The sequence below is a fragment of the Aliikangiella aequoris genome (genome assembly GCF_053709105.1).
This window is the reverse complement of the sequence record NZ_CM132298.1, coordinates 368318-381172: the sequence shown is the minus strand read 5'-3', so window position 1 is coordinate 381172 and position 12855 is coordinate 368318. Positions and strand designations below refer to the sequence as shown.

Here is a 12855-nt window from a genome sequence, read left to right as displayed (position 1 = left end):
CTATAAACGCACACCATAGTCTTTCTCAAGCAGAGTTAAAACCGGCATACAGAATTCTGCATGCCGCTGCGCAACATAATTAGTATCAACTAACTCTAGCAAATTAAACTTTGCAGGCGCTTTATTAAGGTGTCCTGCTGAGTAGTCGAGTTTTGCTGGTTCAATATTTAAAAACGCCGCAATTTCATTTGCCATAGATTTCATTTGTTTAGTTGGCACTATTAATAGCTGCTCTTTAGGAATACAGTCTAGCACTCGAGTTACCGCAGACGACCAAAATTTTAAATAAGCTTCAATGGAATAAACATTGTGCTCTCGCAAGGCTTTATCTTCTGCTTGATGTGGGTGTTCGCTTGGCCTAAAAAACATATCATGCCAATAAGCAATCACTTGCTCACTTGGCGGTGGATAGTTAATCGTATGATTTAGCATTGAGTCTAACCAAGATAGTGGCTCACGTATGGATAGTAAATAATGTGCTTTAGGATAAGCCTTAAATAATAAATCTGGGCGATACCCCAAAAAGCAGTTTGACTCAATGTCTAACCAAATGCGTTTGTCTCGTTTAACTAACCACTTAACATAGGCTTCATCAGACATTTTGCCGTGAAAGTGGCGGTGTATTACATGAATTAATTCTATTCTTTCGGGTTCGTGACTAGAGCGAAAATGTTGATTAAATAATCCTGCAACCGAAGTAGTACCGGACTTAGGCGTGCCAATACTAAATGCCTGTAGCTGACGTGGGTGAATTTTTTGACGAATGGTATCAGGAATTAAATACTTTATACCGCTTGTCATTTTATACTTTATAAGATTCATTTGACCCATTATAAGACCTATTTTTTATTACTGTTGCTACTTACTTCAAGTACTGTTTGTATATAATCATTGGCTAACGCTTGCCAAGATTTTGCGTATTGACGCGCGCCACAATGAGCGCTATAAGCTAATGCTTTCTGTGCATCTACGTCCATAGCATAGTAACTTTCAATCGCTTTAGTTAAAGCTTGGCTATTAAGATTCTCAACAATCAATCCAGACTTACCATTTTCAATTAGATAAGGCATGGCGCTATTATTAAAAACGACTGGAATACAACCAGCGGTCATGGCTTCGAGCACGGCCATTGGCATGTTCTCACTTAAAGAGGGAAAAACAAAGAGCTGCGCACTAGCATAAGATTTTTCTAACTGAGCAAATTTTAGCAACCCTAAAAACTCAAACTGTGAGTCTAGACCATGCTGATGAATTAAATCTTTGACCTCGGTTAAGTAAGTCTGATTATTTAGTGAGCCAGCAATTTCAACTCGAATTTTTTGTTTGAGTTGTGGTGGAAGTGCGGCAACCGCTTCTACTAGATAATGAACGCCTTTTTGCGGCACCACGCTACCCACAAACAATAACCTATGGTTGGTTTTATCCGCGTTATATTTAACTTCGCTTTGCACAGTGGTGAGTACGGTTTTAATTTTATGTCGGTGCTTTTTACCAGCTAACTCTTCTGCAAGCTCTTTCACACAAATGCCAGCAGATATCGCTATGTCACATGCTTTTAGCATCCACTCATCGAGCTTTTTAGTCAGCCTATAGTGCAACCGGTTTTCGCGTCGAGTATAAGCTAATTGATGCAGCATGATCACTGTTTTAACACGCTTAAAGATTAAGCTAGTGAGCAAAGTAATAAACATTCGTTGATGCATCGACTCATCAAATATAACGGTTGCGCCAGAGTCATGGCTTACAATAGAGCGAGCGGTCTTAAAATCAAATAACAGCCCGCCTAAAAAATTTGGCCATGGGTAGTCAATTGGGTAAAACTCTACGTCATCACGTTTAGCGAATTCTTCTACTACTTTAGCGTTATACAATTGACCACCGCTCACTGGACGGGAAAACTCAGTCCCAATAAAGTAAACAACCCGACGCTCTTCTTTGCTCATACCAGCTTCCTCTTTAGCGCTTAAAACTCTTCAGTGTTGCTACCATTTCGACTACTTGCTGACGGTTTAATAAAAAATAGCTGCCTAAATAGACTAAGCCACCTATCCCAATACTAGCAATTAAATTAGCCCATGCAGGCAGCATCATTGAAGACGTCGATTGGCGTATCAATAAAACCACAAGTGCCATGATTAAAGTCGCATATATCGCGCTAGACACTGACTGCCACAACTCTGAAACCTCTATTTTCAAAGATAAACAAAGCACCCGAAATAAATATATATAGGCGATTGGAAATGAAATGGTCCACGCGACTAACATCCAATTTAGCCCCCATTGAACCCCTAGCAACATACTTAATGCCATAGAAATAGAAAGAATAATTTGATAATTTACATTCGCTCTTGGGTTGCCTATACCTTCTAAAATTTTAGGTACAATTTGCGCACTAATTCGCATCACACATAGCACACATAAAATTTGTACCGGAGTAATTATACTCACCCATTTTTCCCCGAGCAGTAATGGAATAATATCTTCTGCTACTAACGCCAAACCAGAAAAAAGTGGCAGCGTGATAATTAATAAATAGCTGTGCATTTTTAAAAATAACGACTTACTTTTATTTAAGTCATGTTTTATGCGAGAGACAGAAGGAAATACAATTTGATTAAATATTTCGCCAATTTTGGTTAAGGGCATACTGGCCAGAATATTAGCCATTTGAAAATTCCCTGTGGCAGTTTGACCTAAAAAATGTCCGGTATAAATAGGCCCCCATAAAGTACTAATATAGTTTACTAAGCCAGAAGTCATTATTTGAAATCCATAGCGATAAAAATCAACTAGGGTTTTTATACTTGAGGGGCGGCCAGGTATATACTTTGCTCGGTAGAAGTTAGCACATAGACCAAATATTTGAGAAATAATAACCGACCAAACCAAAGACCAAAACCCATAACCTAGCAAAGCGAAGCCTAGGGTACTTAGCATTAAAATAAAATTAACACTAAATGAGATCATTGCAGATGTTTTAAAGTCCATTTGGCGCAAGATTAATGCGTGCGGTACGGTTGTTAACATGGATAAGATAACGATTAAGCCGGCTACTCTTATAACCTGGCTTAAATGTTCAATTTGATAATATGACTCAATAACCGGACCTAATAAAAAAAGCCCACTGTAACAAACCAATGAGAAAAGCAGCCCAGTCCAAAAAATACTGTGTAGCTCGCTTTCGCTGACCTCGTCTTTATTGACAATGGCGGCTCCTAGTCCCATCCCTGAAAACATCAGCACCACGCCAGTATAGATCCCAGAAATTCCAATTAAGCCATAGTCGTCTGGCGTTAACATTCGGGCGACCCAAATGGTAGAGACCCATGAAAAAACTTGTATAAGCAACTTGGTAGACGCTTCCCAAGCAAACCCGCTAATTATTTTGTCTCGCATATTATCCATAGTGATTAACTAACTTCCCTTTATAATTTTGCGATTAATTTTTTCGATTAAGCAGGTTGGAGAAAAACTCAGAAACTTCGGTTTTATTTTTAGCTTGTGCTTGCGGCTCGAGCTGTTCGATATGCTCCATAACGATTTTGTAAGACACCAAAACTAACCCTGCCAAGTACCAAATAAATGGATAATACAAAACGGAAATAAAAGTTCCGCAAACAAGAAATCCAATTGTAGAAGCAATAAAACTGTTAAAGAGGTAATACTCCCGCTTTAATTTACCTTGCTTAAAGTAAGGTAACAAAATAAGTTTAGCTCGCTGGCATTTGGTAAACAGAATTTTTAATATAACAAAAAATAACAACACACCGATTGTGCCTAATTCAGGAAACAGCGTGAAATAAACTGAATGCGCTTGCCGCCCGGCCATGACTTTGCGGCCTTCTTCCCACATGGGACTTAACTTATAATATGCGCCATTAGCCCAAGGGTAGTTACCCGCACCTATACCAAACCAAGGGTTCTCAACATACATAACCCAGCCAATACTCCAAGACCACAAGCGTTCGTCGCGAGTACTATCCTCAGGGTTAGTCATATTTGTCATATCTGCAACATAAGCTTCTGGTAACGACGCCAAAATGACGCCGCCAGCGACAATCATAAACAATAAAATAATCATGCCATTTTTAACGGGTTTTTCTGACATTAACACTAAGAACCCTATCACCGCAGCAAAGCCTAAAATACCACCGCGAGAAGCAGTAATTGGAATAGCCAAACCAACTACTAAAACACATGCTCCCCAAAAAAAGCGATGCTTAAATTCTTTTTTTGCATTAACAAAATAATAAAATACAAACGGAAATGCCATAACCAAAGCACAGCAAACATCATTTTCGTCTTCGACAATACCGCCAGGACCATAACCACCTTTTGACAAAACTATGAGCGCAAGCAAAACATGGGTGCCTACCCATACATTAATCACAGTTCTTAATTTCGAAAGATCATCTATTATCACCATTAAAGGAAATACAAAAGCGACCAAAAACCAAAATATGCTCATTGACGAGTTAAAGGCAAAACGTGTATTAACCGACCAAAGTACAGAAGACACCGCGAGAATAAAAAAACAGATTAGTAGCTTGTTGCAAGTTTCAGTTTTTAAATAAGGTTTAGGGTGGATAAAAAAGATATAGGTCATTGCCAACATATTTAAGCCAGGCAGCTTTAGCGGTGATAGAAATGACAAGTAGGAGTCCATGGGACGTAAAAATTCAAATATAATCGCTAATGACAGGCACAACATAAACCAACGCGGGTTGGTTTGTTTTTCTTCTTGGCGTAAAAATGAGTTCATAATCAATAAACCATCACTAACTTAGCCATGCTAAGTTATGGCAAGCCTCTAACAATATGTGGCCCAACTAACTGGGTTATTTTTAGTGGTAGCTTTTGCCATAAGTTAATCGCTATTTGGTATTTAGGATTGGAGTGGTTCATCACCGGAACAGGCTCGTTTTCCGGTAGCATATAGTACCAGTACAAAGGAACTTGCTGAGCACCCCACTGCTTTTTAAACTTTAAAGTCCCCGAATCTTTGCTTGAGCGGCCAAAATCAAATTGCTCTGCGCCACTTTCAATTGAGTCTTTTAATATGTTCCAATACAAAAACATATTCACACCAATTCGATTAACTTTTCTTAAGGTTGAAGCCCACGGAATTTCAACTTTTCCATTATTATCAAGTAAAAATCCAGTTGCTACCGCTTCGCCATTTAGTTCAACTATGGCGATTTTAGCTTCTTTAGGGAAATACTTAAAAATACTCTCAAATAACTTTTTCGCGTAAACAGGGGTCCCTAAGTCGCGCATATTAATAGAAAAAACCGAATAGAAATCATCAATTAATTCAGCGCCACCTACTTTAAAGCTAACCCCTTCTCTTATGGGACGCTTTACCTGAGCTCGACGTTTTGCGCCTATGTCACTCCATAGCTCATCTGCAGTTTTGGGCAGCTGCAGCAGCATAGTGACTTTGTCTTCTCGCACAGGCAGGTCACAATTTTGCTTGTCCGTTGCGCGCAGCTCAACATGACTACAACCCAGTTCTTGTTTAAGCTTTTCTGCTTCTGCAATTAAAAAATTTTGAGCTTCAACACTTGTAGCGATTATGCCTGCATAATTGAAAAATGGCAGTGAAACTAAGTAGTTTCCAAATAATAAGGTCTTCATTCTAACTAAGGGCAAAATACCCACTACTTGCTGCTCAGCATTTTTAGCATAAAGATAATAGGTTTGATGCCCAAAGACTTCTTCTATCAGTTTTTTCCAACGTACATCATGATAAAAGCTGACTTCATGACTAGTGACAAACTCGCTCCAGACTGTAGTATCTTGTTCGCCTAACCGATGAATAGAAAACTGGCTCATCATTGATACCTTATTTGCGGTTCTTGTTGCGTAGTAAACATGTCTAAACTATCTAGCTTCTCTCGCATTGTCGTAAATTCAAACTCGTTGCAAAGCTTATTTAAACGATCACTGCACACATCTAGGTTGTTATAATGCCTAAACTTTGAAAACCAACTGACCTTAACTTTAGGCTGCTCAGGGTCAACTTCCCAAGGATGTAAATAAAACACAAACGATCGCTCCTTCGCGTTAACTTTACGGTAAAAATAGCGACTTAACCAATAGGGATAAAGCCGAAAATATCCGCCACCAGCAATCGGCAAGGTTTGTCCTAGCATTTGATAGGTTGACAAAGGATACTCAATTAATCGCGCCCCATTAGGCGTTTCTAACACATGCGGCTCAGTAGGTGAGCCTTTAATGCCATAACGGTCATGGACTACAGGAAATATACTAGAGTCGTACAAAAAACCCGCCTCGTGCAAAATATCTAACGCCCAAGTCGAGTTTCGAGTAATTGAGTAGCTAGCGGCACGATAGCCCCAATGACAGCTTCACCGCAAATATCTTCAAGAAGCGCTTTGGAATCTAGAGTTTCTTGCTTAAATACTGCAGGAGACTGGTTATAGATCAATTGATGACTCATACCGTGGCTAGCGATTTCGTGGCCTCTAGAATGAATATCTTTTATTAATTGAGGGAATTTTTTCGCTACCCAGCCTAGAACGAAATGGGTCGCTTTAATGTTATGTTGCTCAAATATATCTAAAATTTTGTGAGTATTGGCTTCAACTCTAGGTTTTATACTATCCCATTGTGAAACTTGAATACTCTCTGCCAATGCTGAAACTTGAAAATAGTCTTCAACATCAATACTCATAACATTTTTCATTCCAGACCAGATCCCTTTTGTATTGGAATAGATTGCTCTATTATACTTATTTTCAGATAATTAAACTGTTTAGTTACAGTATTTTGTTAAGCGCATTACATGTTTTAATTTCCTTGCCGAGCGCTAACCGAGATATTATATAATACTTGTTTAGGATATTACATCAGTAAGCAGACGCAATCGGCTAATTAGAATCGCTTAAACCGTTACTCAAGGCTTACTCACACCAAACTAAGTGAAAGCACTTAAAAAGGATTGCATTTTGTTTCGTCACTTACGCCCCGTTGGCAACCCAGTAAAATTAACAACAGCTTCACTTGATAGCTTCTTGCCAGACTTTCACTTGACCGGCTTTGGCTCAGGAACACAAGCCCTTGCTGCCGCCCTTATCGCAGCAAAAAGCCAATTTCCACGGGTTAAAGATGCCAAAGTACTGCTACCAGCCTACGCTTGCCCAGATTTAATCAGCGCTTGTGTTTTTGCTAAAGTGAAGCCTATTTTAGTCGATTTAGAAGCTTCTAAGCCTTGGATGGATTTAAGCTTGCTCAAATCCTACTGTGACCCAGATGTTGTCGCTATTATCGCAGTCAACTTTCTTGGTATTCCAGAGAGAATTCAAGCGATTCGCAATGCGACAGCCGCAAAGTCACCGATAATCATTGAAGACAGTGCACAATACCTGCCAACTCAGCCAAACAGCAGCGACTATCAAGGTGATTTAGTGATCCTTTCATTTGGTCGAGGTAAACCTTTAAGTATGCTCGAAGGCGGGGCTGTTTTAACAAAGTCACAAGCGCTATTCGATCAACTACCGCAGCCTAACCAGCCTACCCCCAGTAGCCTGAGTGATTTAAAGTATCAACTTAAGGCCACTCTATTTAATATTATTACCCACCCTGTGCCATTTTTCGCATTGAACTTGATACCTGGAATAAATTTAGGTCAAACCATCTATAAGCCGCTAACTCAATTACAATCGCTACCTCTGCCAGTCGCGTCGCGGCTTTCCAGCAACTTTCAGCGTCTTGCGGAACAAACCTGCTTAGTGAGTTTATATCAGCTTGCGCTTGAGAAATTTAACCAATCACAGCTCAGTGATTTAAGTAAGCTTGAAAGCCGTGATAAAAACGGTTTTTTATTAAGGTACCCTCTATTAATTACAAATAAAAAAGCCAGAGATGCAATTCTCAACGCAGCGACTAAACAACGCCTTGGCGTTACCGCTATGTATCAGACTTCGCTAGGCAAAGTCGCAGGCATTCCTAGCGAGCTTAACATTAATCAACAACTTCAAAATCAGGCAAACCACTTTGCTCAACAGTTACTCACTTTACCGGTACACTCAGCAGTAAAGCCAAAAGATATAAAAAAGATAATAGCCATTTTAAATCAATATTTATAATCTCAAGTTATCTTTGCCATAATAAAACTAGCGAACGTCAAAAAGGCTCTAAAATAAGCAGGTTTTGATAGTTTTTACTTTTAAACAATACCAACAAAGCGGATGGATTCATGAGTGCTTCTAAAAATACATTGATAGTTATCAATAGCTTACTTTTTTGCTTATCGCCTACGTTAAGCAATGCCGCTGAACCGGGCTGCCCTAATAGTGATGCACCAAACTCACAAGTTTTGTTCTGTGATAGCTTTGAAACGCCAGGCGCCAATGAAACCAGCATTAATACTCAAGCGTATTTCGATTTTAATGACGACGATGGAGACTTACAGCGCACTGCTAGTGAAGCAGCCCATGGCAACCATGCAATGCGTGTACAATGGCAAACAGGTGAAGATGAGGCGGGTGCGTTTTTTATCAACTTTGGACGCTCACCGCTAACTTCAAACATTAGCAGTAGTAATGACTTTAGGGAAATTTATTGGCGCTGGTATGTTAAATACCCCGAGAACTTTCAGAGTTATCCAGACAAAATGACCCGCATTACCAGCTTTGCAAACGCTAATTGGGCACAGGCAATGGCTGCACATATTTGGGCAGATTCAGCCGGTAACGCAAACCTAGCCTTAGATCCGGTTTCAGGTATAAAAGACAATCAATTAGTCACCACTCGCTGGAACGATCAAGGCAGCTTTACTTGGCTTGGCTTGGTGAAATCTCAACAGGATTTTCCTAAAGGTCGTTGGGTATGTGTAGAAGCACATATTAAACTCAATGATGCAAACCAAACGAATGGTTTGTTTGAACTATTTATCGATGATCAGCTCGATATTACTAAAAGCGACATTAATTGGGTTGGTAACTGGAATGACTACGCACTAAACTCAATCCACTTTTCAAATTATTGGAATGGTGGTGCGCCAGCCAATCAGCAAAGGTTTTTAGATGCCATTGTTGTTTCCACAGCTAAAATAGGTTGTATTGCACCTGAAAAGCGCCCTAACCCGCCAGAAGATGTTTTATCAAACTAAAAACGTCCAAAGTCTGAATAAGTAAATCCTAAAAAGATTGAATCAGAATCGTTTCTTCCAATACTAAGGTCGGCGCTTAATTCTTTTGAGCGTCTTGACTGAAGCTCAATAAACATTGATAAAGTTTGCGAGTACATGTGCCTATAAATCAAACTCACTTGAGTTAGTTGAGTGTCTGTAATTTGAGTTTGAGCACTGTCAAATTCACTTTCATTTTTGTCAAAAACTAATTCAACGCGAGAATCTAACGGAGTTCCTAGTAAACGCGAAAGGCCATAAGAAAACGCAAGCCTTGCCCCTTTTTGCAACTCTTTATTTGGAGTAAATACTTGGCTTATTTCACGCTGGTTAACGCTTAGGGCGGTTCGTAAAAATAGCGCTGTATATGCATAACTTAACGAATGCTCACGCGCTAACTGTGCACTCGGTATCACTTCATTTCGCTGATTAATAACAATACGATCAGTCGCTAAATTCGTGCTCACAGCACCTTGAATGCCATTCGTGAAACGATATTCAATCGTTTGATTACGATTTACTTGACGAAAAATATTAAAAAGATGCAAGTCAGCGTCTAATTCTCTGCCTTGCTGATCGGTTAACTTTGAGCGTCCTAACTCAGCTAAAATTCGGTTAGTTGAACCGTCTGAGCGCCATTTTAAGTAATATTCTTGTTTATCATAATCTATCACACCTTGCTGCGAATCGGCGGTAAAGTCTGTGGTAGATTTTTTAGCGACCAAAGAAATAAAATTGGTTGGGTTAATTTGCCTTTGTAGCTCTGCTGCAAACTCATTTACATCGCGAGAATTATCAAGTTGTGCCGGTGCTTGATTCGATGTTTCAGAGTCAAATTTTACTTTCATTCCAGTAAAAGTAATACGATCTAAGGTATTTAAACGAACAAAGTAAGCAGGCATGAGTGCAACCGCTCTTTCTTCACGTAAATTATTCACTTGCTGAGTTTGAAATCGATTCACAGGTACTTGCGTAATAGAGCCCAGCCCCAATACAGAAAAGTTAGCGCTTCGCGGCTGGTAATTTACATTGCCTTCAAAGCTTTTTGTATCTTCACTTTCTAAGCCGCTGACCGAATAATTAATGCGATTTAAACGCAAACCTAAATCGTAGGTAAAATCAATGCTTTCAGTTGATGCAAGCGACAACTCAAGCGAACCGGTTGTCGCACTGCCAGACTCTCCGCCCGGCCGTTGTGTTATATTATCACTCGACTGGTTAGCCAGACCAAATAAATAGCGGTACTCTGTAGCTTCAGCTAGGCCAACAAAAAAAATTCCTGCAACGCAAGCTAGCTTTAATAAAATCCTTTTATTTAAATAATTTTTCATTGCTAAAAGTCGTTTAAAACTACCCCTGCAAACTTGTCTTCTCCAATGGTTAAGGCGGCCTGTACAAACTCTTCTTCGGTGCACTTACCATAAGGAATAACTAAGATAACTTTGTCGCAAAGCTCTGCCAATATACGAGCGTCGGCAGAATTAACAATGCTAGGCGCATAAACAATAGGAAAGCGATCAGGGTAACGATTCAGCAGTTGCTGCATAAACTCGCCCATTTTTTCAGAGGTAAAGTATTCAGCAGAATTAGCTCGTTCCAATCCACTTGGCACAAATCTTAGCCGCGGTATACCCGTTTTATATAAAATCTGTTTAGCGTCCCAATCGTCTGCTTCAAGATAGTTAATGAGTCCATCTGTATTCTCAACTTCAAGTAACTTTCCTAATCTTGGCTGGTGAATATCGCCATCAACTAAAATCGACGTTTTGGTTTCGTCTAAAGCAAAAGACGCCGCTAAATTCGCTGCAACTAAACTACAGTCATAATTTGGTACTGCAGAGGTTATTAAGGTAACAAAGTTATCTTTGTTACTCATTGAGAGAAGTTTGGTACGCAAGTTGCGATAGTGATCAAGCAAAGTCGCATCTTTCATTTTAGGATGAATTAAGCGTTTAGCCACTAATTGTTTACGCGTAAATAACGCTTGTTGTTCCATATTAGTGATCCCAGTTTTACTGGGTGATACTAAGTTTTTTCTCGGTCTGTCGTGCTGCTTTAACGACGCATCGGTAATTCCCAAAGCGTTTTCTGCGCTGCCTTCATCTTGAGAATTTTCTTCTTTCATCGCCTTTAAAAAGGCTTTTTCTAAAGTATTCATGTTTTACCCTTGCATTCTCAAATGAACTGTATAGCCATAAGCAATCCACACCACGCTTACCACACTAAACAGCACCGCGGCTTTAAAGTAGTTGGTTTTTTTCTCTTCTTCGGTTACCGCAGCATAAACCGAGCCTAATACCGGTAACTTATATTTATCAGCAAATATACTTTCGTTTCTAACTTTTTGATCCAAAATGGTTAATCCATAAACCACGCCAATAGGAATTAAAAAGCTCATGATAAGGCCAACAATAATAATATGTGAGAAACGAACCCCTTTTGGCGTCACGGGTAAAGAAGCTGGCTCCTGAACTTTCAATGTCATGCCTTGGTTATTAATATCAATGTTCATTGAAATTCTGGCATTTTCTCTTTGGCTTAACAATTCCTGGTAAACGGTTTGATTCACTTCATAGTCACGAGTTAACTCTGATATTTCGGCTTCTACAGAGTTAATCATATCTAAAGTATTACGCTCTTTATCAATGAGTCGCAGCAATTGTGCGCGCTTAGAGTTAAGCGTAGAAATATTAGCTTCAATCGCTAAAATTTGGCTTTTTAGCTCGCGCGCAATAGCGCCGGTTGGAATTTCTTTAACTCCAAGCTTAGCAGCGATACTACGTTCCTCTATTTCTTTTACAATTTGCGCTTTCAGTGAATCTATCTGACCTTTAATTTGCACTATATCAGGATAAGTATCTTTGTAATTTAAACGCAGTGTATCAAGCTGTGTTTCTAAGCCTGAAATTCTTAAATTTAATTGGCGCTCTTTATCAATGCTTGCTCGACTGGCAGCGCCACTTTCACCGGCTAGTTGTTTCTGCTTGGCCAACATACTCGACTCTTGCGTAGAAATTTCTAGTTCAACTGTTTCTAGTTCACGATTTAGCTCGATTAAACGAACATTCGCATTGGCTTTAGCGCCTGGAGTAGCATCAATGTGCTTAGAGCGAAACTCTTTTATTGCCGTTTCTGCACTCTTTAATTTTTCGTGGTATACCGCAACTTGGTTATCAATAAACTCATACGCAGAACGACTTTCTTCTCTTTTTGCTTCTAAGCTTTCATCAATAAAAATCCGCGTCATTTGCTTTGCTGTTTCGTAAGCGGTATTCGCATCATCACTTTTAAATTCAATTTGGATTAAGTTTTTGCCCGCATTACTTACCCGCGTTGAGCCACGAATATAGTCGCTTAAGCCTTCAAACTCTTTTGGGGAGAGAGAACCGGCATTGTCACCTGCCCACGCATCAGTGCTTATGATTTTTTTCATTGCTCGCTGGCTAAAAATAATTTGGTTAGCCATTTTTGCTCGGTCAGTCACATCAGTGGTTACTGCCGTTCCAGCCATTAAAGGGCGAAGGATATTTTGCTCATCAACCAATACGGTCGCCGTCGAAGTATATATTCTTGGCCAAAACCAAGCAGCCGCTAAGAATAAAGCAGAAAAAAAGACATACAGGATTGTCACCAGCGTCTTTTTATCCCACACTTCTTTTTTAATAATTCTAAGTAAATTCGCAATCGTTTGATTCATGATA

Annotated in this window: 12 protein-coding genes; 2 read left to right on the top strand and 10 right to left on the bottom strand. The window is 39.5% G+C overall.

Features of this window, described 5'->3' with window-relative positions; genetic code table 11:
- Genes ACUR5C_RS01725 through ACUR5C_RS01695 form a run of 7 tightly spaced genes read right to left on the bottom strand, consistent with a single transcriptional unit; the run spans position 1 to position 6709 of the window.
- The gene (locus ACUR5C_RS01725; RefSeq protein ID WP_454466620.1) at positions 1 to 801 is read right to left on the bottom strand and encodes a sulfotransferase; all 801 of its coding nucleotides are present in this window, start codon (positions 799 to 801) and stop codon (positions 1 to 3) included.
- 38 nt (positions 802 to 839) lie between these two features.
- Complete coding sequence (locus ACUR5C_RS01720; RefSeq protein WP_454466619.1) at positions 840 to 1943, bottom strand: glycosyltransferase family 4 protein; 1104 nt, start codon at positions 1941 to 1943, stop codon at positions 840 to 842.
- A gap of 13 nt (positions 1944 to 1956) precedes the next feature.
- Positions 1957 to 3405 carry a lipopolysaccharide biosynthesis protein gene (locus ACUR5C_RS01715; RefSeq protein WP_454466618.1) on the bottom strand — a complete coding sequence of 483 codons (1449 nt, stop codon included), beginning with the start codon at positions 3403 to 3405 and terminating at the stop codon, positions 1957 to 1959.
- A gap of 34 nt (positions 3406 to 3439) precedes the next feature.
- Entirely contained in the window at positions 3440 to 4762 is a 1323-nt protein-coding gene (locus ACUR5C_RS01710) for an O-antigen ligase family protein (protein WP_454466617.1), read from the bottom strand.
- A 35-nt stretch (positions 4763 to 4797) separates the two neighbouring features.
- On the bottom strand, positions 4798 to 5835 hold the full coding sequence (locus ACUR5C_RS01705) for a FemAB family XrtA/PEP-CTERM system-associated protein (RefSeq protein WP_454466616.1): 1038 nt from the start codon (positions 5833 to 5835) through the stop codon (positions 4798 to 4800).
- Positions 5835 to 6284, bottom strand: coding sequence for a DUF3473 domain-containing protein (locus tag ACUR5C_RS01700; RefSeq protein ID WP_454466615.1), 450 nt, complete (start codon positions 6282 to 6284; stop codon positions 5835 to 5837). The genes ACUR5C_RS01705 and ACUR5C_RS01700 overlap by 1 nt, the downstream gene beginning before the upstream one ends.
- Positions 6285 to 6307: 23 nt before the next feature.
- Positions 6308 to 6709 carry a polysaccharide deacetylase family protein gene (locus ACUR5C_RS01695; protein ID WP_454466614.1) on the bottom strand — a complete coding sequence of 134 codons (402 nt, stop codon included), beginning with the start codon at positions 6707 to 6709 and terminating at the stop codon, positions 6308 to 6310.
- 262 nt (positions 6710 to 6971) lie between these two features.
- Here ACUR5C_RS01695 and ACUR5C_RS01690 point away from each other — a divergent pair, with 262 nt between their 5' ends.
- Complete coding sequence (locus tag ACUR5C_RS01690; protein WP_454466613.1) at positions 6972 to 8111, top strand: DegT/DnrJ/EryC1/StrS family aminotransferase; 1140 nt, start codon at positions 6972 to 6974, stop codon at positions 8109 to 8111.
- A gap of 110 nt (positions 8112 to 8221) precedes the next feature.
- Complete coding sequence (locus ACUR5C_RS01685) at positions 8222 to 9136, top strand: polysaccharide lyase (RefSeq protein WP_454466612.1); 915 nt, start codon at positions 8222 to 8224, stop codon at positions 9134 to 9136.
- Here the strand turns inward: ACUR5C_RS01685 and ACUR5C_RS01680 are convergent.
- The 3 genes from ACUR5C_RS01680 to ACUR5C_RS01670 are packed head-to-tail and all read right to left on the bottom strand — an operon-like array spanning position 9133 to position 12851.
- Positions 9133 to 10485, bottom strand: a complete 1353-nt coding sequence (locus ACUR5C_RS01680) for a hypothetical protein (RefSeq protein WP_454466611.1) — start codon at positions 10483 to 10485, stop codon at positions 9133 to 9135. The two genes, ACUR5C_RS01685 and ACUR5C_RS01680, sit on opposite strands and share 4 nt — an antisense overlap.
- 2 nt (positions 10486 to 10487) lie before the next feature.
- Entirely contained in the window at positions 10488 to 11312 is an 825-nt protein-coding gene (locus ACUR5C_RS01675; protein WP_454466610.1) for a CpsD/CapB family tyrosine-protein kinase, read from the bottom strand.
- Positions 11313 to 11315: 3 nt separating this feature from the next.
- Positions 11316 to 12851, bottom strand: a complete 1536-nt coding sequence (locus ACUR5C_RS01670) for an XrtA system polysaccharide chain length determinant (protein WP_454466609.1) — start codon at positions 12849 to 12851, stop codon at positions 11316 to 11318.
- Positions 12852 to 12855 lie beyond the last annotated feature (4 nt).